This is a genomic window from Caballeronia fortuita (assembly GCF_001544835.2).
In the GTDB taxonomy this organism is placed as follows: Bacteria; Pseudomonadota; Gammaproteobacteria; order Burkholderiales; family Burkholderiaceae; genus Caballeronia; species Caballeronia fortuita.
Genome location: NZ_FCNX02000015.1, coordinates 188,223 through 213,313 on the forward strand (window position 1 = coordinate 188,223; position 25,091 = coordinate 213,313).

At 65.0% G+C, this 25,091-nt stretch carries 20 protein-coding genes; 15 read left to right on the forward strand and 5 right to left on the reverse strand.

Annotation, left to right across the window (positions count from 1 at the left end; genetic code table 11):
- The first annotated feature begins 7 nt into the window (after positions 1-7).
- The 6 genes from AWB77_RS26325 (at position 8) to AWB77_RS26350 (ending at position 9,030) form a co-directional block, all read left to right on the forward strand.
- The gene (locus AWB77_RS26325; RefSeq protein ID WP_061137389.1) at positions 8-934 is read left to right on the forward strand and encodes a cation diffusion facilitator family transporter; all 927 of its coding nucleotides are present in this window, start codon (positions 8-10) and stop codon (positions 932-934) included.
- 150 nt (positions 935-1,084) lie between these two features.
- A complete protein-coding gene (locus tag AWB77_RS26330; protein ID WP_061137390.1) occupies positions 1,085-3,655 on the forward strand; it encodes a mechanosensitive ion channel family protein in 2,571 nt (856 codons plus the stop codon).
- Between the two features lie 330 nt (positions 3,656-3,985).
- Positions 3,986-4,918, forward strand: coding sequence for a purine-nucleoside phosphorylase (locus tag AWB77_RS26335; protein WP_061137424.1), 933 nt, complete (start codon positions 3,986-3,988; stop codon positions 4,916-4,918).
- 537 nt (positions 4,919-5,455) lie between these two features.
- Entirely contained in the window at positions 5,456-5,773 is a 318-nt protein-coding gene (flhD, locus tag AWB77_RS26340) for a flagellar transcriptional regulator FlhD (protein WP_008353371.1), read from the forward strand.
- A 25-nt stretch (positions 5,774-5,798) separates the two neighbouring features.
- Positions 5,799-6,470 (forward strand): flagellar transcriptional regulator FlhC, encoded by a 672-nt coding sequence (gene flhC / locus AWB77_RS26345; RefSeq protein WP_061137391.1) that lies wholly within the window; start codon positions 5,799-5,801, stop codon positions 6,468-6,470.
- A gap of 172 nt (positions 6,471-6,642) precedes the next feature.
- Complete coding sequence (locus AWB77_RS26350) at positions 6,643-9,030, forward strand: DNA polymerase II (protein ID WP_208601570.1); 2,388 nt, start codon at positions 6,643-6,645, stop codon at positions 9,028-9,030.
- Between the two features lie 2 nt (positions 9,031-9,032).
- Here the strand turns inward: AWB77_RS26350 and AWB77_RS26355 are convergent, their stop codons facing one another.
- Positions 9,033-10,037, reverse strand: a complete 1,005-nt coding sequence (locus AWB77_RS26355; protein WP_061137393.1) for a hypothetical protein — start codon at positions 10,035-10,037, stop codon at positions 9,033-9,035.
- A 270-nt stretch (positions 10,038-10,307) separates the two neighbouring features.
- Between AWB77_RS26355 and AWB77_RS26360 the strand changes: the two genes are divergently transcribed.
- Positions 10,308-10,547: a hypothetical protein gene (locus tag AWB77_RS26360; RefSeq protein ID WP_061137425.1), complete on the forward strand. Its 240-nt coding sequence runs from the start codon at positions 10,308-10,310 to the stop codon at positions 10,545-10,547.
- 12 nt (positions 10,548-10,559) lie between these two features.
- On the opposite strand, the gene AWB77_RS26365 is transcribed toward AWB77_RS26360, so the two are convergent.
- Complete coding sequence (locus AWB77_RS26365) at positions 10,560-11,969, reverse strand: MFS transporter (RefSeq protein ID WP_244158656.1); 1,410 nt, start codon at positions 11,967-11,969, stop codon at positions 10,560-10,562.
- Positions 11,970-12,187: 218 nt separating this feature from the next.
- Here AWB77_RS26365 and AWB77_RS26370 point away from each other — a divergent pair, with 218 nt between their 5' ends.
- Positions 12,188-13,579 (forward strand): MFS transporter, encoded by a 1,392-nt coding sequence (locus AWB77_RS26370; RefSeq protein ID WP_061137394.1) that lies wholly within the window; start codon positions 12,188-12,190, stop codon positions 13,577-13,579.
- A gap of 193 nt (positions 13,580-13,772) precedes the next feature.
- Positions 13,773-15,182 (forward strand): glycosyltransferase family protein, encoded by a 1,410-nt coding sequence (locus AWB77_RS26375; protein WP_061137395.1) that lies wholly within the window; start codon positions 13,773-13,775, stop codon positions 15,180-15,182.
- Between the two features lie 6 nt (positions 15,183-15,188).
- Here the strand turns inward: AWB77_RS26375 and AWB77_RS26380 are convergent, their stop codons facing one another.
- Both AWB77_RS26380 and AWB77_RS26385 read right to left on the reverse strand, forming a co-directional pair.
- Positions 15,189-15,599, reverse strand: a complete 411-nt coding sequence (locus tag AWB77_RS26380; protein WP_061137426.1) for an HPF/RaiA family ribosome-associated protein — start codon at positions 15,597-15,599, stop codon at positions 15,189-15,191.
- Positions 15,600-15,693: 94 nt separating this feature from the next.
- On the reverse strand, positions 15,694-16,575 hold the full coding sequence (locus tag AWB77_RS26385; protein ID WP_061137396.1) for a LysR family transcriptional regulator: 882 nt from the start codon (positions 16,573-16,575) through the stop codon (positions 15,694-15,696).
- Positions 16,576-16,692: 117 nt separating this feature from the next.
- Here AWB77_RS26385 and AWB77_RS26390 point away from each other — a divergent pair, with 117 nt between their 5' ends.
- The gene (locus AWB77_RS26390; protein WP_061137397.1) at positions 16,693-17,499 is read left to right on the forward strand and encodes a TerC family protein; all 807 of its coding nucleotides are present in this window, start codon (positions 16,693-16,695) and stop codon (positions 17,497-17,499) included.
- Positions 17,500-17,638: 139 nt separating this feature from the next.
- On the forward strand, positions 17,639-19,147 hold the full coding sequence (locus AWB77_RS26395; RefSeq protein ID WP_061137398.1) for a hypothetical protein: 1,509 nt from the start codon (positions 17,639-17,641) through the stop codon (positions 19,145-19,147).
- Between the two features lie 6 nt (positions 19,148-19,153).
- Here AWB77_RS26395 and AWB77_RS26400 read toward each other — a convergent pair whose 3' ends face one another.
- The gene (locus AWB77_RS26400; RefSeq protein ID WP_061137399.1) at positions 19,154-20,752 is read right to left on the reverse strand and encodes a Na+/H+ antiporter; all 1,599 of its coding nucleotides are present in this window, start codon (positions 20,750-20,752) and stop codon (positions 19,154-19,156) included.
- A gap of 137 nt (positions 20,753-20,889) precedes the next feature.
- On the opposite strand from AWB77_RS26400, the gene AWB77_RS26405 reads away from it, so the two are divergent.
- The 4 genes from AWB77_RS26405 to dhaK all read left to right on the forward strand — a co-directional run bounded on the left by AWB77_RS26405 (position 20,890) and on the right by dhaK (position 24,797).
- On the forward strand, positions 20,890-21,114 hold the full coding sequence (locus AWB77_RS26405) for a hypothetical protein (protein WP_061137400.1): 225 nt from the start codon (positions 20,890-20,892) through the stop codon (positions 21,112-21,114).
- 108 nt (positions 21,115-21,222) lie between these two features.
- Complete coding sequence (locus tag AWB77_RS26410) at positions 21,223-23,061, forward strand: glycoside hydrolase family 15 protein (protein WP_061137401.1); 1,839 nt, start codon at positions 21,223-21,225, stop codon at positions 23,059-23,061.
- A gap of 75 nt (positions 23,062-23,136) precedes the next feature.
- Positions 23,137-23,775: a dihydroxyacetone kinase subunit DhaL gene (dhaL, locus tag AWB77_RS26415; protein WP_061137402.1), complete on the forward strand. Its 639-nt coding sequence runs from the start codon at positions 23,137-23,139 to the stop codon at positions 23,773-23,775.
- 32 nt (positions 23,776-23,807) lie between these two features.
- Complete coding sequence (gene dhaK / locus AWB77_RS26420) at positions 23,808-24,797, forward strand: dihydroxyacetone kinase subunit DhaK (protein ID WP_061137403.1); 990 nt, start codon at positions 23,808-23,810, stop codon at positions 24,795-24,797.
- Positions 24,798-25,091 lie beyond the last annotated feature (294 nt).

The window sequence follows — 25,091 nt, forward strand, 5'->3', positions numbered from 1 at the left end:
ACAAGGCATGAAGGAAGAATCTCCGAAAGCCATTTTCTACGCGCTCGCCGCGAACTTCGGCATCGCCGTCTGCAAGTTCGGGGCGGCCGCCTTCACAGGTTCCGGCGCGATGTTCGCCGAGGCCATCCATTCCACTGCCGATTGCGGCAATCAGTTGCTGCTGCTTTTCGGCCTCAAACGCGCACAGGCGCCCGCGAACGCGCTGCATCCGCTCGGCTCGGGGCGCGAGATCTACTTCTATGCGCTGATCGTCGCGCTGCTTCTGTTTTTCGTCGGCGGTGCCTTCTCGGTGTACGAGGGCGCGCATCGGCTGATGCATCACGAACCGCTGTCGAATCCGATCGTCGCGCTCGTGATTCTCGGCATTTCCGTCGTGCTCGAAGCCTTCTCGCTCGCGGGCGCGGTCCGCGAAATCCGCAAGGGCGCGCCGAACAAGACCTTGTGGCGATGGTTTCGCGAGACCCGCGAGTCGGAGCTGCTCGTCGTCGCGGGCGAGGACGTCGCGGCGCTGCTCGGTCTTGCGATCGCGTTCGCGGCCGTGCTGACGACGATGCTCACCGGTAATCCCGCATACGACGCCGCCGGCTCGATCGGCGTCGGCGTGCTGCTGATGATCATCGCGTTTCTGGTCGCGCGGGAAGTGAAGTCGATGATCGTCGGCGAATCCGCGAGTCCGGAAGTCCGCAAGGCGATCGATGCGCACTTGCGCACGCGTCCCGAGATCACCCGCATCATCAGCCTCATCACGCTGCAATGGGGCAAGCATGTCGTGGTCGCGGTGCAGGCCGAGATGATCGACTACGACAGCGGCCGCGCGATGATCGATGCGATCAACGTCATCGAGGACGATCTGCAGCGCGCGTTCCCGCAAGTGCGCTGGGTGTTCTTCGAACCCGATATCGCGCGCGATCGCAGCGAACGAGCCGCCGCCTGAACGCGAGGGCAGGAGCGCCGCGTGCTACCACTGTGAAGGCCGTCCGGGCTGCTTCTGCCGCGCGGGCGGCATCGCGTTAGCATTGTCGTGCGATGTGCCGTGTGCCTTGTCCGCATCGAGTCCCCGAAATTTCGTGTTTTCATCCGACCCATGCGCAAATTGCTCCTAGCAGTGCTGCTCGTCGTCGTGTCGAGCGTTCTTCCGGTCTGTTCCCAATCTTCCTTCGCCGCAGCCGCTTCTCCGCAGCATGCCTCGGCTGCGGTCGCGCTGACGCCGCAGCAGGCGCGCGACGCGCTCGCGGTGCTCAACGATCCCGCGCGCCGCTCGCAAGTCGCCGATACGCTGCGGGCGATCGCGGCGGCGGGCGCGCTCGCCGCGCCCGCCGGGGCCAGCGCGCCGCAGGGCGCGTCGGCGGCGGCGCCGGCATCGGGCGCATCGGGCGTGCTTGCGCATTCGCTGACCGCGAACGGTCTCGCGTCGCAATTGTCGCGGCAGGCCGGGCACTGGCTCGTGCAGATCGGCGCGGGCGTGCGGCACTCGATCGCCGCGCTGCTCGATTTCGGGTCCGTGGCGTCGTGGTGGCGCGACAGGACGTCGAGCGAGCAGGCGCGAGCGCTCATCGGTCATGTCGCGTGGACGGTGCTCGCCTCGCTCGTGCCCGCGCTGTTGCTCGAATTCGTGTGCCTGCGCCTCTTGAAGCGGCCGCGCGCGCGGATCGCGGCGCGCGGCGTCGCCGATGCCGAGGATCAGGATCCCAGTCTCGTGCGCGACGAGCAGGCGGCCGTGCGCGCCGAAAACGCCGCGGCGCAGAGCGGCGACGCCACCGCGATCCATCTCGCCGAGCGCCGCGCCGACAACGCGCGCGGCCAGCGCCACGCCGCGCGCCACTGGACCTTGCTGCAACGTCTGCCGAGCGCGCTGCTGTACGGCTTGCTGTCGCTGATTCCGCTCGTCGTGTTCATCGGCGTGGTGACGCTGCTGATGTCGATCTTCATCGACGACAACACGCCCGAAGCGCGCGTCGCGGGCTCGCTCATCGATGTCTATCTGGCCTGCCGCGCGATCGTGATCGTGAGCGGCTTTCTCGTCGCGCCGCGCGCGCCCGGGCTGCGTCTCATCCAGATGCGCGATTTCTACGCGGCCTATACGCATCGCTGGGTGCAGCGCATCGTGTACGTCGCGGGCGCGGGCAGCGCAATCGCCAATGCGGCCGAGCCGCTCGGCCTGTCCGACGATGCGCGCATTGCCATTCTCAAGATCGTCCTCCTGATCGTGCACCTGATGATCGCGTTCGTGATCTTCGAAAGCCGCAATTCGGTGGCCGAGCGCATCCGGCAACGTGCGCGGTCGAACCGCTCCGTGTCGATTTTCGGCAACTGGCTCGCCGATGTCTGGGCGGGCGTCGCCATCTTCTTCGTGATCGCGCTGTGGTTCGTTTGGGCGCTCGACGTGCAGAACGGCTATCGCACGCTGTTCCATCTCGGCGGATTGTCGTTGCTCGTGCTCGTCGGCACGCGCGTGCTCGCGATCGTCACGTTCGGCGCGCTCGGCCGCGTGTTCCATCAGGACGACGAAGACGACGTTGCGAACGAGTCGATCGTGCGGCGGCGTGCGTATCGCTACTATCCGGCGCTGCGGCGCGTCGTGCAGGCGTTCATCGCGGTTGTCACCCTGGTCGCGCTGCTGCAGGTATGGCACGTCGATGTCGTGCATTTCTTCACGTCGGGCGGCGTCGGCAACCGGCTCGCGTCGGCGCTCGTCACCATCGTCATCGCGGCCGTGTTCGCGGTGCTCGTGTGGGAAGCGGCGAATATCGTCGTCGAACGCCGTCTCGAACAATGGACGGCGACCGGCGAGCGCCTGCGCGCCGCGCGCCTGCGCACGCTGCTGCCGATGATGCGCACGGGCCTCTTCATCATCATCGCGATGGTGGTCGTGCTGACGGGGCTATCGCAGCTCGGCGTGAACACGGCGCCCTTGCTCGCGAGCGCGAGCATCTTCGGCGTGGCGCTCGGTTTCGGTTCGCAGAAGCTCGTGCAGGATCTCATCACCGGCATCTTCCTGTTGATGGAAAACGCGATGCAGGTCGGCGACTGGGTGACGCTCGCGGGCGTATCGGGCACGGTCGAATATCTGTCGATCCGCACGGTGCGTCTGCGCGGCGGCGACGGCTCGCTCTACACGGTGCCGTTCAGTTCGGTGTCGACGGTGAACAACACCAATCGCGGCATCGGCAACGCGGCAGTGCGTGTGTCGATCGCGCTCGGACAGGATGTCGATCTCGCGATCTCCACGCTCAAGGAAATCGGCGCGGCCCTGCGCGAAGACGAAGCCTTCCGCGACGGCATTCTCTCCGACTTCAGCTTCTGGGGCGTCGATGCCGTCGACGGTTCGACCGTCACGCTCGCCGGGCAGATTCAGTGCCGCGACAGCGCGCGCTGGCCGGTGCAGCGCGAGTTCAACCGCCGCATTCTCAACGAGTTCACGGCGCGCGGCATCGAAATCGCCAATCCGCAGCGCAACTTCGTGATCGTGAACGGCGGCAATGCGGAAGCGGGTACGGACGGCAGCACGGAAGGCGAGCAGGACGCCGATGTCGCGGGCGCGGACCAGCGCGGCGAGCCGTCGAAGGCCGCGCAGCATCCAACGAGCGAGGCCGCAGGATCGCCCAATGTCGCGGCGAACGCGCCGCCGCCGCGCTCATCGCAAAGCGGGACGTAGCACGCCGGAAGCGGCGAGCATTATGGCGCTCCTATAATCGTGCGGGCTGACCGCGCCATCATCGGCGCGGTCTTGTTTCGAAGGTCGAACCCTCACGAGGATCAGCCCGTCATGAGAAAACTCCGCGCATCAAGATCGAAAGAACAACACGGCACGTTTCGCACAAACCGCACGTTCGGCACGAGCAGGCTCACGAGAACCGCTCGCGCGACGCTCGCCGCCGCCGGCTTCGCGACGCTCGCGGGCTTCACGGGCTGCGCGTTCGCCCAGCCATCCGATGACGCCGACGAAACGGGCAGCCACGGCAACGGCGGCCGCCACGTCAAGGTCATGATCGTCACGATGTTCGGGCCCGAAGGCCAGATCTGGCTCGACAAGCTCGGCCCGTGGCAGAAGCACAAGGTGCCGGGGCTGTCGCCGGATTATCCCGAGGTCAACTGCAATCGCGACGATGTGTGCGTCATCACGACGGGCATGGGTCACACGAACGCGGCGGCGTCGATCATGGCGCTCACGTTCTCGGACCGCTTCGACTTGCGGCACACGTATTTTCTGGTCGCGGGCATCGCGGGCATCGATCCGAAGCAGGGGACGGTCGGCTCGGCCGCGTGGGCGAAGTATCTCGTCGATTTCGGCATCCAGTGGGAACTCGACGCCCGCGAGAAGCCCGCCGACTGGCCGACCGGTTTCCTCGGCATCAACACGAAGAGTCCGTACGAAAAGCCGCCGCTCGATTATCGGACGGAGGTGTTCGCGCTCAATGCATCGCTCGCCGATGCCGCCTTCGCGATCTCCCGCAACGTCACGCTTTCCGACAGCGATCAGGCCAAGGTCGCACGCGCGAAGTTCGCCTACGCCCCGGCGAACCAGCCACCGCGCGTCATTCAATGCGACACCCTCGCGGGCGACACGTGGTGGTCGGGCAAGTACATCGGCGAGCGCGCGCGTGCGTGGACGCGGCTGCTAACGGACGGGCGCGGCGTCTATTGCACGACCCAGCAGGAAGACAACGCGACGTACGAAGCCCTGAAGCGCGCGGCGAGCGTGAAACGGGTGGATCTGTCGCGCGTGGCGGTACTGCGCGCCGGATCCGATTTCGACCGGCCCTACGAAGGGCAGACGGCATCCGACAATCTCCTCAACTATGCGGATCAGGGCGGATTCACGCCGGCCATCGAAAATCTGTATCGAACGGGCAATCCATTCATACAAGAGGTTGTTACACATTGGGGCGCGTGGAGCAAGGGCGTGCCGCAAAAGTAACAGCCGCTGTTACAGCGGCGGTAAAAACCCTGTGTTTTGAGCCCGTAACACGCGCGTTACTACGATGAGGTAATTCTTACCCTGAAAGCCGCAGATCGGTAATCACCGATTTTGCGGCTTTTTTTCGGCCTTAATTCTCAGATTAATGGCGAATAAAAGCTGGGTTCTGGCGTCAACCGAATCCCTCGAAGCCCCGTTATATGGCGCGAAAGGCATTTATTACGATAAAAACGAAGCCGCGCCGGCTGGACGTCGCAAACGTTAGACAAATAACGCGGCGACCTGCGAACCGGTCAAAATTGTCTTACCGAAAAAATTACCGATCGAAAGTGATGTTTGCAACAAAATATTATTGAGACGGTCTTGCAAACGATTCAGAGCTTTCTTAGAATCCGTCTCACGGTGGTGTTACAAGATGTAACGCACTGAAACAAAGATTACGCAGGACGTAGCCGGGCAGAACGAGTCCGGTGAGGCACAAAAAAGATATCGGCAAAAAGCCGGCGGGAAATCGGGGATTTACTGGAAGTTGCAACCATGAACGGTCGCGAAACGCTGGAATCGATCCGGGAAATCAACTTGTCGTACATCATGCTCGCGCAGCGTCTGTTGCGCGAAGACCGCGCCATCGGCATGTTCCGGCTCGGTCTGTCGGCGGAACTCGCCGATCTGCTGTCGGGCCTCACGCTCGCACAGGTCGTCAAGCTCGCGTCGTCGGATAACCTGCTTTGCGCATTCCGCTTCAACGATCACACGATGCTGTCGGCCCTGGTGCAGCCCGCGAAAAACGCGGACATCGCCCCGACGCACGCGGCAATCCTGCTGGCTGGCCAGCCGGCCGAACAGTTCGCTTAAGGTGACCAAGGTGACGGAGCGAGCCATGCTGAAGAAGAGCCTCACTGAAGACGCCCAGGAAGTTTTCCGCGCCATCGCGCTGATCGAACTCGGCGCGCGCATGCAGGTGCTGGAGAGCGAACTCACGCTTTCCCGCGATCGCATGATCCGCCTGTATCGCGAAGTGAAGGGCGTGTCGCCGCCGAAGGGCATGCTGCCGTTCTCGGCCGACTGGTACATGACGTGGCTCGCGAACATCCACGCATCGCTCTTCTACAACACCTATACGTTCCTCAAGAACGAAGCCGGTTGCTCGCATCTCGATGCGTTGACCAAGGGGTATCGGCTGTATCTCGAGCACTGCAACCATAGCGGCGCCGAGGCGGTACTCGATCTCACGCGGGCCTGGACTCTCGTGCGCTTCTTCGACGCGGGCATGCTGCAGATGACGCCCTGCTGCCGCTGCACCGGGAAGTTTGTCGCACACAAACATGATTTGCAGAACAACGTGGTGTGCGGGGCCTGCCAGCCGCCGTCACGCGCGGGGAAGACCAAGAAAGCGGCGGCCGCGAAACAGGCCAGTCAAGAAGCCGCGCTGGAGGTAGTGATGTCGAAGAACGAAGTGCCGGAGCTTGCGGAGCACACGGCGCTCGCTAACGTGGCGGCGGTGGCGGCGTTGCAGCCGCAACGGGCAAGCCTGGTCGCACAGGCTGCTTAGGCGGTAGCGGCAACCGGACGTCCTCCGGGGACCGTTCGCGAGAGGACGGTGGATCGACCGGCTCGCCGCTACCGCGTTTTACTTTTCCCGCATCCCGAACATCCCGAATTTCGAAGCCTGGCGCCTCTGTGCGCCGGGCTTTTTTGTTTTCCCGGCCAAGTAAAATGTTTCGATGGCACGCGCTCTCGAAGGTACCGGCTTGGCTTCCGCACAACAAGGATTTCTGCTGACTCGTCACTGGCGCGACACCGCGGCCGGCGCGGAAGTCGATTTCTGGCTCGCCACCGACGACGGCCCGACGCGAATCCGCATCGCGCCGCAGACGAGCGTCGCGTTCATCCGCGCGGCCGATCGCGCGAAAGCGGAACCGGTCGTCGCCGGGGTGCGGGAAGCGTATCTGCGCGAGCTGCCGCTCAAGGACTTTCGCCAGAATGCGATGCTCGGGCTCTATTGCCCGCAGTATCGCCAGTTGCTTGCCCTCGAAAAGAACCTGCGCAGCGCGGGCGTCGACGTCTTCGAAGCCGATATCCGCCCGCACGAGCGCTATCTGATGGAGCGCTTCATCACCGCGCCGGTGTCGTTCGACGGCGACGCGCGCGACGGTTACATTTCCAGCGAACTCAAGCCGGCGGCGGATTACCGGCCGCGGCTGAAGGTCGTGTCGCTCGATATCGAAACGAGCGTCAAGGGCGATCTCTATTCGATCGCGCTCGAAGGCTGCGGCGCGCGCCAGGTCTACATGCTCGGGCAGCCCCGCGATGACGCCGCGCAGACGGATTTCGCGCTCGACTACTGCGATACCCGCGCCGACATGCTGCGCCGTTTCAACGCATGGATCGCGCAACACGATCCGGACGCGATCATCGGCTGGAATGTGGTGCAGTTCGACTTGCGCATCCTTCAGCGGCATGCCGACGACTACGGCGTGCCGCTCACACTCGGCCGCGACGGCGGCGCGGTCGAATGGCGCGAGCACGGCATGAAGCGCAATCACTGGTTCGTGTCGATCGCGGGAAGGCTCGTGATCGACGGCATCGAGGCGCTGCGCTCGGCGACGTGGAATTTTCCGTCGTTCAGTCTGGAGTACGTCGCGCAGTCGCTGCTCGGCGAAGGCAAGGCGATCGACACGCCTTACGCGCGCATGGACGAGATCGAGCGGCGCTTTCAGCACGACAAGCCCGCGCTCGCGCGTTACAACCTGAACGACTGCGAACTCGTCACGAAGGTCTTCGAGAAGACGGAACTGCTGCCTTTCCTGCTCGAACGCGCAACCGTCACCGGCTTGCAGGCGGATCGCAGCGGCGGATCCGTGGCGGCGTTCACGCATCTCTACATGCCGCGCATGCATCGGCTCGGCTATGTCGCGCCGAATCTCGGCGACGTGCCCGAGGAAGCCAGTCCCGGCGGTTTCGTGATGGATTCGCGTCCCGGTCTCTACGATTCCGTGCTCGTGCTCGATTACAAGAGCCTGTATCCGTCGATCATCCGCACGTTTATGATCGATCCGGCCGGACTTGCAGAAGGCATGGCCACGCCCGATGAAGCCGCCACCGTGCCCGGCTTTCGCGGCGCGCGCTTCTCGCGCGAGACGCACTGTCTGCCCGCGATCGTCGAGCAAGTGTGGATAGGGCGCGAGGCGGCGAAGCGTCAGCGCAACAAGCCGCTGTCGCAGGCGCTCAAGATCATCATGAATTCGTTTTACGGCGTGCTCGGATCGAGCGGCTGCCGCTTCTTCGATCCGCGTCTCGCGTCGTCGATCACGATGCGCGGCCATGAGATCATGCATCGCACGCGCGAGCTCATCGAAGCGCGCGGCTACAGCGTCATCTACGGCGATACCGATTCGACCTTCGTCTGGCTGCGCCGCGCGCGCGGCGAGGACGACGCGGCGCGCATCGGACGGGCGCTCGTCGCGCACGTGAACGAATACTGGCGCGAGCATTTGCGCGAGACCTTCGGCCTCGACAGCGCGCTCGAATTGCAGTTCGAAACGCATTTCACGCGCTTTCTGATGCCGACGATCCGCGGCACGGAAGAGGGCAGCAAGAAGCGCTACGCCGGCCTTACGACGCGCGCGGACGGCAGCGAGGAAATCATCTACAAAGGGCTCGAAACGGTGCGCACCGACTGGACGCCGCTCGCGCAGCGCTTCCAGCAGGAGCTCTACCTGCGCGTGTTCAAGGGCGAGGCGTACGAGGACTACGTGCGCGATTACGTCGGCCGCACCCGGCGCGGCGAACTGGACGACATGCTCGTCTATCGCAAGCGCCTGCGCCGCACGCTCGGCGACTACCAGCGCAACGTCCCGCCGCATGTGCGCGCCGCGCGCATCGCCGATGAATACAACGCGCGCGCGGGCCGCCCGCTGCAATATCAGAACGGCGGCTGGATCAGCTATGTGATGACGACGGCCGGTCCCGAGCCGGTCGAAGCGCGTCACGCGCCGATCGACTACGAGCATTACGTGAGCAAGCAGCTTCAGCCGGTCGCGGACGGCATCCTGCCTTTTCTGCGCGACGACTTCACCGCGCTCATGTCCGGCCAGAAAGAACTTTTCTGAGTCTAGAAGCGCACGCCGAAACCCGCTTCGATGATGTCGGCATCGCGGTCATAACGCGTGACCATGCGATTCCAGCTCACGCGCGCGAGCCATCGATCCGAGAAGCGATAGCTCGCCGATACCGATACCAGCCCCGAGAACCGGCCGTCGCCGGTGCGGTTCTGCGGCAGGTCGTCGTTCTGCGTGATCGACAAATACGGCCCCGCGCCGACGCCGAGCGTGAGCCTGTCATCGAAGAACGCGCGCGTCGCCCAAAGTTGCGCGGCGATGCCGTCGCGGCGCGACTGCACGTGACCGCCTTCGTGCAGATAGGACGCGGTGAAATCGAGGTAGTGCCACAGTCCCCGCCGATACTCGATGCTTTCCGACAGATTCGTCTCCGAGTCGGGACTGTTGAGGATCGTCGTGCCGAGCATCACCGTGACTTCGTTGCTGGTGACGTTCGTCGTGCGCGATACGGCGCGCGCGCGCGGTCCGGGTCCGTCGGGCGCGTCGAGCTGATAGCCGATGCCGAAAAGCAGCGCGGTCGTGTCCGGACCGCCGAACGCCTGCACGCGGTTCAGCTTCACCTGCGCGATCCAGCGGTTGTCGAAATAGTAGGCCGCGCGCAGCGTGAACATGCCGCCCCAGCCGTGCGTGTTCGAATAATCGCCGCCGGCCTGCGCCTGGCTCGTATCGAAATAGCGATATGGCCCCGCGCCCGCCGACAGTTCCAGCCGGTCGTTCCAGAGCGGCAGCCGTCCCCATATCTGCACGGACTGTCCGTCGCGGTGATGATCGAGGATGTGTCCTTCGTTCACCCACGAAAAGCTCCACGCGGCATAGCGCCCGAGTCCTTCGCGATAGTCCGCCTGCCACGAATACGTGTTCTGGCTGCTGCTCTTGAGCGGGCCGGCGAGAACGGAGAATTCCTGAGCCTGCGCGGACCGGCCCGCGATGCCGAGCGCGGCGCAGGCGATCACCCATGCGGCCGTCCTGCAATGTCGTCGTTTTCTGGTGGTTGTCATCGGCGAGGGCGGACTCGGGAGGTGCCGCACTGTCTGTCGTCGCAGTGTGTTCGAAGCAGGATACAGACTTAGGACGCGTCTCGCAGAAATCTGAGTAATTCCTATTTCCGCGAAACACAAGGACAAACGTTTGCGGATGCCGCCATGTCTTTTGGCCGCGAACTATCGCTCGGCCTGCGTTCGCAGCCACTCACAGGCGGGGTTACGCGTTTCGCGGACCTTGCGTAGATTGACCTCATGTCAGCGAAATTTACGCAAGCGAGGTCGGCAGTGGATTCTCATCCAATCGAATACCGGGGCTGTGAGCTCTCGGTCATCGTCCAGCATCGGGCTGGAGAATTTGTCGCGACGCTGCTCGTCGAGCGGCCGGGCGGTTTGCGGCGCGCGATCGGGCCGATTCGCGCCTTCGCGACGGCGCAGGCGGCCGCGAATCACGCGATCGAATGCGGCAAGGCCGAACTCGACGGCCGCATGGCGATGCACGAGCCGCGCGTCGCGGTGTCGGGGTGAAACGTCTGCCTATCAAGTGCCACCCAGGTGCCGCCGCGCACTTTCGTGCGTTTCATGCGTTTCGTGCGTTTCGTGCGTTTCGTGCGTCGACGGATGCCGCGCGCGATACGCCGCGAGCGCACACACGCTGAGCGCGGCGATCGCAACCGGCACGGCCACCGCTTCGAAGATGCGCGGCGGCAGCCAGTGCGCGGCGAGCATCGCCCCGCCGATCATCGAACCGACGATCGAGCCGACGCGGCCCATACCGAGCGTCCACGCGACGCCGGTCGCGCGCGTCGCGGTCGGGTAATAACCCGTCGAAAGAATATTCGTGCCGGTCATCGTGCCGCCCGTTCCGACGCCCGTGACGAACAGCGCGACGAGCGACAGCCACGCGAGCGCCGGCTGCCCCGCGAGATGCCCGAACGAAGCGAGACTCGCCGCCGCGCACACGAACGCGACCGCGAGCATGTATTGCGGATTGAACCGGTCCATCAGCACGCCGAGGAGAATTGCGCCGACGCTGTTGCCGGTGAGATAGAGCGCCGTCATCGACGATGCCTCGCGAAACGGCACGCCGCTCTGCTGAATCAGGATCGGCAGCCAGTTGCCGAGAAAATAGATCACGAAAAGCGCCATGAACGCCGTGATCCACAACAAAAGCGTGCCGCCGCCGATGCCCGGCTTCAGCAACTCGCCGACGGAGAAGCCGCGCACGCGCGCTTCGTCGAGCGTGAGCCGCGCGTTCGACAGATCGGCGTGCGGCGCGATGCGCGCCAGGATCGCGCGCGCCTGCGTCTGCCGCTCGCCGTGGGCCACCAGATGCCGCACGGATTCCGGCAGCCAGCGCGCGAGCATGAATATCAGGACGACGGGCAGCACGCCGCCGGCGATCAACATCGATTGCCATCCGAACGCGCCGATCAGATGCGGCGCCGCGAGCCCGCCCAGCGCGCCGCCCGCCGCGATGCCGCAGCCGATCGGCGCGACGAGCGTCGCGCGCAGACGCGTCGGGCAATATTCGGCCGCGAGCGTGTAGGCGTTGGGCATCGCGCCGCCGAGACCGAGTCCGGTGAGAAAGCGCAGCACGATCAGCATCGAGATCGAATCGGCCCAGGCGGACGCCAAGCTGAAGAGCGCGAAGATCGCGATGGACACGAGCAGCGTCGGCTTGCGTCCGAAGCGATCCGCCACCGGACCGAACACGAACGAGCCGATCGTCAGGCCGAATAGACCGGCGCCGAACATCGGCGCGAGTTGCGCGGGCGCGGCGCCGAAATGCGCCTTGAGCGCCGGCGCTATATAGCCGACGACGACCGTGTCGTAACCGTCGAGCACGAGAATCGCGAAGCACAACAGAAACGTGGCAATCTGAAAGCGCGAGAGCGGCGCTTCGTCGATCAGGGTCTGCACTGCCAGCGTGGGGGATCGCGGGGTCATGCGGGTCTCCGGCGCCTTCGCCGGCGCTTGATGTGATGGGATCGGCGTCGAAGTTACCATCGCAAACAAAAAACGCAATCCGGTTCGGCGCTATAACATGGCGACTTCGCGCATTTAACGTCTGTTATGTTCGGATATCGAACGATTCCGACGCTCGCGCGGCCGTGCGGCGTCCGCTACCTTGCGCGCGCCATTCATTCCGAAAAAAATAAAGCTCGATGACGAATCACACGCAAGCACAACCACGCGTCAATTACTGGGCGGTGATTTCCGTCCTGCTCGGCTCGTTCCTCGGCAATCTGGATTCATCGATCGCGAACGTCGCGTTGCCGACCATCGCGCACGATCTGTCGCGCTCGGCGGCGCAGACGGTCTGGGTCGTAACCGCGTATCAGTTGGCGGTTGCGGTTTCGGTGCTGCCATTCGCGGCGCTTGGCGAGATGACCGGATTCAAGCGCGTGTATCTCGGCGGCGTCGTGCTATTCACGGCGGCATCGCTCGCGTGCGCGGCGGCGCCGACGCTGCCGCTGCTCATCGCCGCGCGCGCGTTGCAGGGCATCGGCGGCGCATGCATGTCGACGATCGTGCCCGCGCTGCTGCGGCAGGTCTATCCGCCGAAGCTCGTCGGACGCGGCATCGCGCTGCTCGGCCTCGCCGTGGCGCTCTCGGCCGCGCTCGGGCCGACGGTCGCGGCGGGCATTCTTTCCGTCGCCGGCTGGCGCTGGCTCTTTGCCGTGAACGTGCCGCTCGGCATCTTCGGGCTGTGGCTCGCGAGCAGCACGCTCGCGGCGAGCAAGCCCTCGCCGGCGGTGCGCCGCTTCGACTACACCGGCGCGCTGCTGAGCGCGGGCGCGATCGCGCTGTTCATTCTCGGCGTCGGCGGATTGGGGGCGGGCGAGGGGCAGGAGGCGGGCGGGAGCGAAGGCGTGCGCCTGCACGCGTTGCCGTTGATCGAAATCGCGCTCGCGTGCATCGCGGGTTTCGCGCTCATCCGTCATCAGCGCGGACGGCCCGCGCCGCTCGTGCCGCTCGATCTGCTGCGCATTCCGATCCTCGCGCTGTCGTCGCTGACGTCGATCTGCTCGTACGTCGCGCAGACGCTCGCGTATCTCGCGCTGCCGTTCATGCTCCAGCATCAGCTCGCGCGCTCGGCGACCACGACGGGCCTGCTCGTCACGCCGTGGCCGCTCGTGATCGTGTTCGTCGCGCCGCTCGCGGGACGGCTTTCCGATCGGCACGCGCCGGGACTCATCGGCGGCATGGGACTCGCGATCATGGCCGCGGGGCTGTGCCTGCTGATCGGCTTGCCGGCCGATCCGTCCAACCTCGATATTGTGTGGCGCGTCGCGATCTGCGGTATCGGCTTTGGTTTTTTTCAGACGCCCAACAACCGCATCATGCTGACGTCCGCGCCGCACGATCGCAGCGGCGCGGCGGGCGGCCTGATGACAATGGCGCGCATGATCGGCCTTTCGCTCGGCGCGGCGCTCGCGGCGGTGGCGTTCGGCTTCTACGGGCAAGACGGCGCGCAGGTCGCGCTCATGGGCGCGGCGGTGGCGGCGGCGCTCGGCGTGATCGCCGGCGTGGTGCGGGTCGTGCGCACGCGCTGAACATCGCCGGCGTGCATCGTTATATCTCGCTGAATGAACGCGAGAATCGGCTGATTCCTAGCGTCGACCGCCCCGTTTGACTCAATAATTTACAAATTCGCGAAACGGGGCGGATATGCTCCGACGCTCGCGCGCCAAGCGCGTCCGGGCATCCTCGTTTCCCATTCCTCGTCTTTCCGATTGTTGAATCGCCATGGTCACTCTGGTTAGCTGTTTCTCTGATCGCAATGCGACGTCGTCGCTCGACAATCATGTCGAATTCTGCCGGCGCACCCACGCGAAACATCGCTTCGAGCCGATTTCGAGCTGTGTCGAATCCGTCGAGCTGCGCACGCTCTACAAGTACCAGTTGCTGAGCGACATGCTTCGCGAGGCGGAAGAGGGCGAGATCATCGTTTTCGCGACGGAAAGCGCGCTCTTTGTCCGTTTTCAGGATTTCGCGCCGCTCATGGCCGATCGCGACGTTCTCTTCACGAAGGGGCATTTCGGTATCAACACCGAGATATTCGTGCTGAGAAACAACGAGGAAAACCGGCGCATCGCGCGCGAGCTGGCCGCGCGGTGCCGCAAGTATTACGAGTACGGCAAGTTCGTCACGGAAGAGGAATTGCTCGAAGGGCTGCCTACCGTGTCCGACTGGGACGAACTGCACGGCGTGGTGCCGATCGCGTCGATGTGGTCGGGCCAGCACCCCGATCTTCACAACCGGCCGGTCATCGCGGTATCGCTCGTCTATACGCCGCGCCTCTACAGCAAATACGGCCCGCTATGGCGCGCGATGTTCGCGCGGCACCTGAACGCATGCCACGCGTCGGGCGAATTGCGCGTGTTCGAGCGCGCCGCGCCGGTGTCGGAAGATTCGAACGAGGCGTTTTCGGTGTATCAGCCGGGGCGTTCCATTGCGGTCGTCATGCTCTATACGCCGAATATCGCGAGCTATGCGCGCTTCGGCGAGGCGAGTCTGCGCGCGTATTGCGAGCAGCACGGCTATACGCTCTATGTGCATCGCGACGTGCCGCCTGACTTCGGGCGCGATGCGTGCGGCAACTGGGCGAAGCCGTTCCTGCTCAGCAAGTATCTGCCGCGGCACGAATGGGTTTTCTGGATGGACGCGGACATCATCGCGATGAATCGCTCGGTGAAGCTGGAAACGTTCACCGAAGGACGCGAGCGCGTGCTGACCGCGGACATCTGCGGCTGGTCCTTCAATTCGGGCGTGATGGGTTTCAAGAACAACGAAACGAACGCGCAGGCGCTCGATGCCGTGCTTGCGAAGGTGCACGAGGTCGAGGATGTGCAGTACACGTTTTCCAGTAACGGCGACCAGTACATCTTCATGCAGGAACTCACGGCGCGCGGACTGTGCCCCGCGATGGAATCGCCCGAACTCGTGAGCTTTCGCGACCTGAACACGCCGTGGTACTACGCGAACCCGAACACATTCCTGTGTCACTTCCACGGCCTGAGCGCCGAGATGCGAGCGCTCTTTATGTCGATGGACGCCGTGCCGGAAGGCGGCTTCGAAGCCATCGAACGAGCGGCGCCGCGCGCGGCATCGGCGGAGGCGCCGCGCACGCGTATCCTGATCCGCCCTCCGGCGTGAACGCGCTCACGCGCCCGCCATCTTCCTCATGAGACGCCCGCGCGGATCGGCCGCTTCCTGCAACGCCGGCTCTGGCGCGAGATCCCACGCGATGCTGCGCGCGCGCACGCGCCGCGTCGGCTTCACGGTCTGACGACGGCGCACCAGGGTACGCACGGCGCGGGCGAGCGCGAGATCGATCGCCCCGCGCCAATCGCGCGCGATGGACGTCGCCACGACCTTGTTCTCCCGATTCAACTGCACTTCCACCTGACAGCGCTTGTCGACGCCGCCGCGCGGCCCGTTGATGTCGGACAGGCTGACCGTCGCCTTCGAGATCAGCCACGCAAGGCGGCGAAAGACGAATTCGCTGCGCGCCTTCGCAAGCTCGTGCATCGCAATGGCTTCGGGCTCGCGGGACTTGAAGTGGACTTTCATTGACGCCTCCTCGTTGAACATGAGTTCAGCGTAAGGCGCCTACACGCTTCGAAAAAGCAGATTGCACAGAACTCGAACTTCGAAAAAACCGAAGTCAGACGGCAGCGTGCGCGAGCACTTGCTGCGTCAACGGATGATGCCGCCCGCGCCGCGACACGATCGCGTGCACTTCCTCCTTCACCTCGGGCGAGCGGCCGAGCCAGCGCAGACCGCGCAGCAGCGGCGCATCGCCCGCGCCGAATTCCGCGAGCGGAAAAACGCCTAGGCCGCGCGCGCCGAACACGGCCATCAGCGCGCTGTCCTCGAATTCGCCGACGATGCGCGGCGCGATGCCTTGCGTCTCAAGCCATCGATCGAGCCGCGCGCGCAACGACGAATGGCCGGTCGGCAGAAGTATCGGCAGCGATGCGAGACTTTGCGGAAAGTGATCGATCGCGCTCTTGCGCACGATGGACGCCGGCCCGTACCAGTCGACCGGTGACGCGATCAACCGCTCGCTCGTGAGACGCAGATTGTGGTTGTGCGGTGCGGCGTGACTCGCGAGCACGAGATCGAGCCGATGCAACGCCAGTTCGCCGAGCAGTTCGTCGGTTTCGCCTTCGTGGCAGAGCAGGCGCAGCGACGGATTGCCGAGCACGGGCGCGAGCAGCGCGTGCGCCGCGAGCTTGGATATGCCATCCGACAGCCCGACGGCGAGTCGCGCGAGCGTGCCGCTCGCCGCTTCGCGCACTTCGTCCTGAACCAGTTGGCCTATTTGAAAAATTTCCTCGGCGCGCGCGAAGGCGGCCTGTCCCGCTTCGGTCATGGTGACGCCGCGCCCGGCCGGTTTGAGCAACTGATGCCCCAGCGACTTTTCCAGCTCGCGCACCTGGGCGCTGATGGTCTGCACGGCCATGTCGAGCCGTTCGGCAGCACGCGCGAACCCGCCTTCCTTCACGACCACCCAGAAGTAATGCAGATGACGATAGTTGAGCATGGTCCCGTTGATATCGGAAAAACCGAAGTATGGCTTCGATTATCGCTGATTTTTCAGAAGTCGATACAGGACGATCATGGCGCGAATCTTCCGATCGACTCAACTCACTCCGCACTCATGGAATATCTTCTCTCGCTTGCCGCCGATTCCGCCGTCTGGGCCGCGCTCGTCACGCTGATCGTGATGGAAGTCGTGCTCGGCATCGACAATCTCGTCTTCATTTCCATTCTCAGCAACAAGCTGCCCGTCGCGCAACGCGCACGCACGCAGCGTATCGGCATCATGCTCGCGCTCGTGATGCGGCTCGCGCTGCTCGGCACGGTCGCGTGGATCGCGCAACTGACCGCGCCGGTCTTCTCCGTGTTCGATCACGCGTTCTCCTGGCGCGATCTCATCCTGCTCGCGGGCGGCCTGTTTCTCGTCTGGAAGGCGACCAAGGAGATGCATCACCACGTCCGCAAGGATCACGACGGCGCGCCGGGCATCGCCTCGGGCGTCGCCAGCATGACGGCATGGGCGGCCATCGGCCAGATTCTGCTGCTCGATCTCGTGTTTTCCGTCGACAGCATCATCACGGCGGTCGGCATGACCGAACATCTGCCGATCATGTTCATCGCCGTCATCTTCGCCGTGGCGACGATGCTCTTCGCCGCGCAGCCGCTCTCGCGCTTCATCGAGCGCAATCCGACGGTCGTGACGCTCGCGCTCTCGTTCCTGCTCGTGATTGCGATGACGCTGATCGCCGAAGGTTTCGGCACGCACGTGCCGAAGGGTTACATCTACGCCGCGATGGGCTTCGCGGGATTCGTCGAAGGTTTGAATCTGCTGGCGAAGCGCGGCAAGCGCAAGCAGGAGACCAACGCCCAGACGAACGAAGCGCGCGATTCAAGCGGGAATTCCGCTTGCTTCCCGTCGGCCGAGTGACTACGTTAAGCAAGAGCGAACGCACGAATCCTTTCGGTTCCCGAACTATCCGCCGACGAATCCGCGCATCGAGGCGAGCGCGATCAATCGTCGACAGAATCTGATTGCGTCGCGAGAAAGCAGGCGACAGGAGACATCGATGAGCCCGCATTGGGAGATCGGCACGGCGAGCGAGGGCTTCGAGCCCGTCGCGCCGCGCGCGCTCGCATCGGTCCCGCGGATCGATCCTTATATCGTGTGGGCAAACGTGACGCGCTACCGCGATCTCGGCGGCATGCCGCGCGGACGTATGCCGATCGCCATCGAGATGAAGCAGGGCGGCGAAACGGCGCGGCAGTTCGCGCAGATGATCGAGCGTAACGGCTGGCAGCCGTGGATCTGGATGTCGGCGCTCTATCGCGATCCGCCTGACGCGCTCGAAGCGACGCGCTTCTGCACGGCCCACGTCACGCACGATTTTTACGCGCACCTGAAGTCCGATCTCGCGGACAAGTTCGAACGCTTCACCGAGGCGCTGGCGATTTCATCGCACGTCGATGCGCGCATGGAACGCGTGCCCGCCGATCACGCGCCGATGCGCGAAGGCCTGGGCAACGCGATCGTCGGCGTATGCGATGAAGACGTGGCGTTCACGCATCGCCGGTTTTCGGAAGACGCCGCCGGCACGCGCACGCGCTTTCAATGCTTCTGGAACCAGAACGACGCCGCCGATTCCGCCGCCGGTCTCGGCTATGGCAGCGAATTGCTCAAACATCAGATGGACGCGCTGCTCGACGACGCGCGTACTCATGCCGAAGCGGCGCGCGCAGCGGGCGGCGCGCGCATCTACGGATTCGCGCATCACGGCCCGGCGGCAGCCGAGCTTGCGGGCCGCTATCCGTTACGCACGCAGTCCGTCGATGACCGCGAAGCGCCGCTGCCGATGATCGGCGTGCGCCTCAAACGCCGCCTGCGCACGATGCGCGACGCGTTCGGCCCGTGTCCCGATGCCGAAGTGCTCGACGCCGTGCGCTACGTCGTGCAGCGCGCGCAGGACATCGGCGGGGATGCGTGTCATGCGCTCGTCAGCCTGAACGCGGGAAACGTCGCGTGGCAGCAGGACGGCAGCTCGCTCATCGAAAGCGCGCTCGACGAACTGATGGATACCGGCGCGTGCTCGGTCGTGCTGCCGTCGGGGAACGTGGATCTCGCGCGCTGCCGTGGCGCGCTGACGATCGCGCATCGCGCGGAGTCGGAATTGCGCTGGCCGGTGCGCGCACACGCGGTATCGCCGAGCCTCGCGGAGATCTGGCTATCGAGCGATGGCGGCGTTCCCGGCGTCGATGTGCAGATCGTGCCGCCCGATGGCATCGCGAGCGCGTGGCTCACGCTCGGCGACATCGGCAAATACACGCGCGGCGGCGAGGCGATCTGCACCGTCGTGCATCTCGGACGCGGCGCGCGCGGCGAAGGGCACATGATCCTGATCGCGCTCGCGTCGACCGGCACGCGCAACGGCATGCGCCGCGCGGCGGCGGGCGAGTGGCGCATCCGCCTGCGCAACAACGCGCGCGCGACCGTTACGGCGCGTGCATGGATGCAGTGCGACGAATCTTCGGACGAGACGCCGCTTGCCGTTTCGTCCCCTTCGCGCGATGCCGGCGACTGAGCGCGCTCAGCCGCGCGCGTGCAGCGCGATGATCTCCTGAAGATCGAGGTCGTGCTCCAGCGAATGCAGCAGTTCGTCGTGGATTTCGCCCGCGCGATGCATCCGCAACAGCTCCGTGCGACCCGCCGCGATCGCAGCCAGCACGACGTCGTAATGCGCGTGACGCGCATCGGTCGGAAACTCCTCCATGCCTTCGAAACGCCGCGTGAGTTCCGCGCGATACGTGTACTGCTCGAGCAGGCGCGGATGGATCACGTGGCCGTCGGCGTCGTGCACGAGCGGTTGAATCGCGGCAAGCTGCGCGGTTTCCATGCGCGCCCACGCCTGGGGCTCGGAAAGATGGCGTGACGAACGCTCGTGCCCGCGCGTGAGCGACAGCAGCGCGATCAGCGGCCCGATGGTCGCGCCTTGCAGGAGCACCGTGACGAGAATCACCGCGAAGCCGGCGAAGATGATGAGATCGCGGCCGGGCATCGTTTCGGGCAGCGACAGCGCGACGGCGAGCGTCACCACGCCGCGCATGCCGGCCCAACTGACGACGGTCGCCGCGCGCCAGTCGGGCACGGCCGCGGCGTTCGCGCCCTTGCGTCCGCCGACGCTCCACGCGATCCACTTCAATGCCTCCACGCCGAACACCCACACGAAGCGCGACAGGATCACGACCGCGATGACCGCCGCCGTCGCGGGTCCGAGCAGCGAGAAGGCATCGCCGACGCCGCCGAGCCGCACCGCGATGCCGCGCAGCGACAGGCCGATCAGCACGAACACGAGCGCCTCCAGCACGAACACGACGACCTGCCAGAACGCGGTGCCGCGCATGCGCTGCGCCGCCGTGAACACTTCGTGCTGATGCCAGCCGACGACCATGCCGCACGTGACCGTCGCGATGACGCTCGACACGCCCAGCTCTTCGCCCGCGATATAGCTGACCCACGACGTGAGCATCGACGTGGTGATGACGAGGTAATCGTCCTTGAGCGTGCGCAGCAGCTTCACGGCGATGAATCCCGCGACGACGCCGACCACCACGCCGCCGATCGCGAGCCCCGCGAAGCTCGCGACGGCGCGCGGCGCGCTGAACACGCCGCTCATCGCGGCCACGAGCGCGAAGCGGAACAGCACGAGGCCCGCCGCATCGTTGAGCAGGCTTTCGCCCTCGAGCAGGACCATCAGACGGCGCGGCAGCGCGACGCGCTCCAGCACGGCCTTCGCGGCGACGGCGTCGGGCGGCGAAACGACCGCGCCGAGCGCGAAGCACGCGGCCCACGGAAGCTGCGGCACGACGAGATGCACCGCGATGCCGACGACGAGCGTCGTGAACGCGACCGCGCCGATCGCAAGCAGCAAGATGCCGCTCAGATTGCGCTTGAAGTCGTCCCACACGAAAAAATACGCGCCGTACATCAGCAACGGCGGCAGGAAGACGATGAGCACGAGTTCCGGGTCGAGTTCGAATTGCGGCAGGCCTGGCACGAAAGCCATCGCGACGCCGCCGACGAGCAGCGCGGCCGCGGGCGGCAGACGCAGGCGCCTGGCGAGCACTTCGAGCGCGATGATCGCGATCAGCGAGACGAGCACGAGATTGAATGCCGTGGCGGCGTGCATGAAAGGTCCTCTGTTTGCGTTGGAATTGTTTGAGCCGTAGTGCGCGGCGGCCCACGCAGCACACCCGCTTGCCGCTGCTACCATCGACGCGGGGCCGGGCCGCGAGCCGGGGTCATCGTATCCGAAAGGGAGAAGAAATGAGACGAAAGTCGTCGGGCGTCGCGGTCGCGGCGGTGCTGGTGGGCGTCGCGGTGGCGGCCGTGGTCTACATCGCGAGCTTCGGCAAGTCGCGTCATGCGGATGCGCCCGTGCCCGCGCCTTCGGCGCTCGCCGCGGAAAGCAGCACTGCGAGCGCTGCGGCTTTCGGAACCGCGCCGAAGCCTCCCGAAGCGACACAAGGCGACCAGACCGCCGCGCGGTAGAAGAGACGTCCAGCGTTTGTCCCACATCACCAACCTGTCACGCGCGACAGGAATATGACTTGCTCGGTTCCGGCGACGCCATACAAGGCATGCCGGGAGCACTTCGCGATGGGACACCATCCACAGCAGGTTCCGCCGGCCGTACTGCCCATCGACGGGCGCGGCATGATCGGCAACATGAAGACGGCGGCGCTCGTGTCGCTCAAGGGCGCGATCGACTTCATGTGTTTTCCGCGTATCGACTCGCCCACGCTGTTCGCCGCGCTGCTCGACCACGAGCGCGGCGGCGCTTTCTCGATCACGCCGCGCGCATCCGATGCCAACGTCAAGCAGATGTATCTGCCCGAGACGAACGTGCTACTCACGCGTTTCATGACCCGCGACGGCGTGTGCGAACTGCTCGATCTGATGCCGCTCGCATCGGACGCATCGGACGCCGACGAGGTGCCGAACTGCGTGCTGCGCATCGTGCGGCTCGTGTACGGGCGCATGACGCTCGACGTGCGCTGCGAGCCGCGTTTCGACTACGCGCGCGTCGGACATACGGCGCGCGCGGTGGAGAAGGGCGTCGAATTCGTGCGCGATGACGGTGCGACGCCCGTGCGGCTGCGCGCGAACGTGCCGCTCGAGATCGATGGACCGAATGCACGCGCCACGCTCGATTTCGAAGCGGGCGATTGCGCGTGCTTCGTGCTCGGCGACGCCGATGGCCTGGCCGACATCGAATCGAAGCACGATGCGCTGCTGACCGAAACCATCGACTACTGGAAGGCGTGGTCGTCGCGCTCGACGTATCGCGGGCGCTATCGCGAGGTCGTGCTGCGCTCGGCGCTGACGCTGAAGATGCTGAGTTCGGAGGAGTTCGGCGCGATCGTCGCCGCGCCGACTTTCGGCCTGCCCGAGGCGCAGGACGGCTCGCGCCGCTGGGATTACCGCTTCACGTGGATACGCGACGCCGCGTTCTCGGTCTACGCGCTGCTGCGCCTCGGCTACACCGGGGAGGCTGAACGCTTCATGAAATGGATCGCCGAACGCAGCCGCGATTGCAGCTCGCACGGCCAGTTGCGCGTGATGTATTCCGTCGACGGCACCGACGCGCTTCCCGAGACCGTGTTGACGAGCCTCGTGGACGACGAGCAGGGACGCGTGGTCGTCGGCAACGAGGCGCGCGAGCAGATCCAGCTCGATGTCTACGGCGCGCTGCTCGATTCGGTCTATCTCTACAACAAGTACGGCGCGGCCGTGTCCTACGATGGCTGGCGCCACGTTACGCGCACCGTCGATTACGTCGTCGAACACTGGCGCGAGCCCGACAACGGCATCTGGGAATTCCGCAACGGCACGCGCGCGCTGCTGCATTCGCGCTTGATGTGCTGGGTGACGGTGGACCGCGCGTTGCGGCTCGCGGAGAAACGCTCGCTGCCCGCGCCGCATGCACGCTGGTTCGAGACGCGCGATGAAATCCATCGCGATATCCACGAACAATTCTGGAACGACGACATCAAGAGTTTCGTGCAGACGCCGGGCTCCGCCACGCTCGACGCCTCTGCGCTGATGATGCCGCTCGTGCGCTTCATCGGCCCGAAAGATCCGCGCTGGATCGGCACGCTCGATGCGATCGGCCGCGAATTGCGCGTCGATCCGCTGATCTTCCGCTACACGCGCGGCTCGGAACTCGACGGATTGCCCGGCACCGAAGGCGGCTTCTCGGCGTGCTCGTTCTGGTATGCGGAGGCGCTCGCGCGCGCGGGCCGTGTCGACGAAGGGCGGCTCGTCTTCGAGAAGATGCTCGCGTATGCGAACCATGTCGGCCTGTTCTCGGAGGAAGTGGCGATGAGCGGCGAGGCGCTCGGCAATTTTCCGCAGGCGTTGACGCATCTCGCGCTCATCAGCGCGGCGTTCCAGCTCGACCGGGATCTGGACCGCGTGCACGTTCCGTGGACGTGAGCGATCCGCGTGGCAAGCCGTAACCTGACGCTGTATCCTTTCTCTTCGCTCAGCACGTGAACGGAGGATCGGCGCATGAACGGCAAGACGGTCATGGCGTGCCTCGATGCGGCGCACGCGTCGCTCAAGGAACATGCCGACGAAATCGCATCGCTCGATCAGGCGATCGGCGATGGCGATCACATCATCAATCTGCTGCGCGGCATGGATGCGCTCGCCGCGATGCGCGCGCAGATCGAAGCCGATGCCTTCGCGCCCGCACTCAAGCTCGCGGCGACGAAGGTGCTGTCCACGGTCGGCGGCTCGTCCGGGCCGCTCTTCTTTTCGATGTTGACCGGCATGGCGAAGGCGTCGGCGGACGATGCGGACAGTGCCGGCGTGGCGGCGTTCGCGCGCGCGTTCGCGGCGGGCGTCGAGGCGGTCGGACAGCGCGGCAAGACGGGCGTCGGCAGCAAGACGATGATGGACGTGCTGATCCCGGTCGCTGAACGCTTCACCGCGATGGCCGAAGCGGGCGCATCGAGACAGGACGTACTGGATGCGTTGCCGCGCATCGCGGAAGAACACATGCTCGCCACGCGCGACATGCTCGCCACCAAGGGCCGCGCATCGTTTCTCGGCGAGCGCTCGCGCGGTCATATCGATCCGGGCGCGAGATCGAGTCAGCTCATGATCGAAGCGGTCTGCGCATACATCGCGCGAGACGAAGCCTGATTCCGCGCAAACACAAAAGAGGAGCAGGGGACATGAAGAAGTTCATCAATCGCGTCGACGACTATCTGACCGAAAGCCTCGCGGGTTTTGCAGCAGCGCATGCGGATCTCGTCACCGTCAATTTCGATCCGCTCTTTATCGTGCGCAGGACGCTGGAGCCGGGCAAGGTCGCGATCATTTCGGGCGGCGGTTCCGGACACGAGCCGTTGCATGGCGGCTTCGTCGGCTACGGCATGCTCGATGCCGCGTGTCCCGGCCAGGTCTTCACGTCGCCGACACCCGATCAGATGATGGCCGCCGCGCAAGCCGCGGATACGGGCGCGGGCGTGCTCTTCATCGTGAAGAATTATTCAGGCGACCTGATGAACTTCGAGATGGCGTCCGAGCTCTGCGAGATGCCGAACGCGTCGGTGCTCGTCAACGACGATGTCGCGGTCGAGAACTCGAGCTTCACGACGGGACGGCGCGGCGTCGCGGGCACGGTGATCGTCGAGAAGCTCGTGGGCAGCTTCGCGCGATCGGGCGCCGATCTGCAGGCGTGCCGCGCGTTCGGCGAGCGCGTGACTGCGCGGATCGCGTCGATGGGCGTGGCGTTTTCAAGCTGCACGGTGCCTGCCGCGGGCAAGCCGACCTTCACGCTCGGCGACGATGAAATCGAGATCGGCGTAGGCATTCACGGCGAGCCGGGCCGCAGGCGCGCGAAGTTCGAGACCGCGAACGCGATCGCCGATGAGTTGCTTACCGCTATCGTCGACGATCTGAAACCGGTGGCAGATGCGCCGTTGCTGCTGCTCGTGAACGGACTGGGCGGCACGCCGTTATCGGAGTTATATCTGCTGTATCACGCGGCGCGCGCGTGGCTGGATGGACGCGGATTGAGCGTCGCGCGATCGCAAGTCGGCGCACTGACGACATCGCTCGAAATGGCGGGCGCGTCGATCACGCTATGCACGCTCGACGACGAGATGATGCGGCATTGGGACAGCCCGGTGCATACGGCGGGATTGCGCTGGGGGATGTGAGGTTTGTGTGAAGGCGCGGCCGGGCTTCAAACCCGGCTGAATGGCCGTTAGTGGTCCCTTTCGCGCATGGTCGAACTCACGGTCGGCTCGGTGACATGGCTGAACGTCCAGCTGCCAGCTTGCCACCGAGTCAAAACCCGACATCTGTAAATAGCCAGAACACGACATTAGGATATAGCCGCTACAAACAAATGTTGCTGCAAAGTTCAAATGTCGGGGTTGCCGCTAAGTAGAGATGTCGGGTTTGGAACGGATGTTTCTGTTCAGGTTGTGGGGTTGGGGCGGCGCAGCCGC

Bases quoted from the DNA above. Each gene is read 5' to 3' on its own strand.
- AWB77_RS26325 (WP_061137389.1), top strand. From the start codon at position 8: ATGAAGGAAGAATCTCCGAAAGCCATTTTCTACGCGCTCGCCGCGAAC.
- AWB77_RS26330 (WP_061137390.1), top strand. From the start codon at position 1,085: ATGCGCAAATTGCTCCTAGCAGTGCTGCTCGTCGTCGTGTCGAGCGTT.
- AWB77_RS26335 (WP_061137424.1), top strand. From the start codon at position 3,986: ATGATCGTCACGATGTTCGGGCCCGAAGGCCAGATCTGGCTCGACAAG.
- flhD (WP_008353371.1), top strand. From the start codon at position 5,456: ATGAACGGTCGCGAAACGCTGGAATCGATCCGGGAAATCAACTTGTCG.
- flhC (WP_061137391.1), top strand. From the start codon at position 5,799: ATGCTGAAGAAGAGCCTCACTGAAGACGCCCAGGAAGTTTTCCGCGCC.
- AWB77_RS26350 (WP_208601570.1), top strand. From the start codon at position 6,643: ATGGCACGCGCTCTCGAAGGTACCGGCTTGGCTTCCGCACAACAAGGA.
- AWB77_RS26355 (WP_061137393.1), bottom strand. From the start codon at position 10,037: ATGACAACCACCAGAAAACGACGACATTGCAGGACGGCCGCATGGGTG.
- AWB77_RS26365 (WP_244158656.1), bottom strand. From the start codon at position 11,969: ATGACCCCGCGATCCCCCACGCTGGCAGTGCAGACCCTGATCGACGAA.
- AWB77_RS26370 (WP_061137394.1), top strand. From the start codon at position 12,188: ATGACGAATCACACGCAAGCACAACCACGCGTCAATTACTGGGCGGTG.
- AWB77_RS26375 (WP_061137395.1), top strand. From the start codon at position 13,773: ATGGTCACTCTGGTTAGCTGTTTCTCTGATCGCAATGCGACGTCGTCG.
- AWB77_RS26380 (WP_061137426.1), bottom strand. From the start codon at position 15,599: ATGAAAGTCCACTTCAAGTCCCGCGAGCCCGAAGCCATTGCGATGCAC.
- AWB77_RS26385 (WP_061137396.1), bottom strand. From the start codon at position 16,575: ATGCTCAACTATCGTCATCTGCATTACTTCTGGGTGGTCGTGAAGGAA.
- AWB77_RS26390 (WP_061137397.1), top strand. From the start codon at position 16,693: ATGGAATATCTTCTCTCGCTTGCCGCCGATTCCGCCGTCTGGGCCGCG.
- AWB77_RS26395 (WP_061137398.1), top strand. From the start codon at position 17,639: ATGAGCCCGCATTGGGAGATCGGCACGGCGAGCGAGGGCTTCGAGCCC.
- AWB77_RS26400 (WP_061137399.1), bottom strand. From the start codon at position 20,752: ATGCACGCCGCCACGGCATTCAATCTCGTGCTCGTCTCGCTGATCGCG.
- AWB77_RS26405 (WP_061137400.1), top strand. From the start codon at position 20,890: ATGAGACGAAAGTCGTCGGGCGTCGCGGTCGCGGCGGTGCTGGTGGGC.
- AWB77_RS26410 (WP_061137401.1), top strand. From the start codon at position 21,223: ATGGGACACCATCCACAGCAGGTTCCGCCGGCCGTACTGCCCATCGAC.
- dhaL (WP_061137402.1), top strand. From the start codon at position 23,137: ATGAACGGCAAGACGGTCATGGCGTGCCTCGATGCGGCGCACGCGTCG.
- dhaK (WP_061137403.1), top strand. From the start codon at position 23,808: ATGAAGAAGTTCATCAATCGCGTCGACGACTATCTGACCGAAAGCCTC.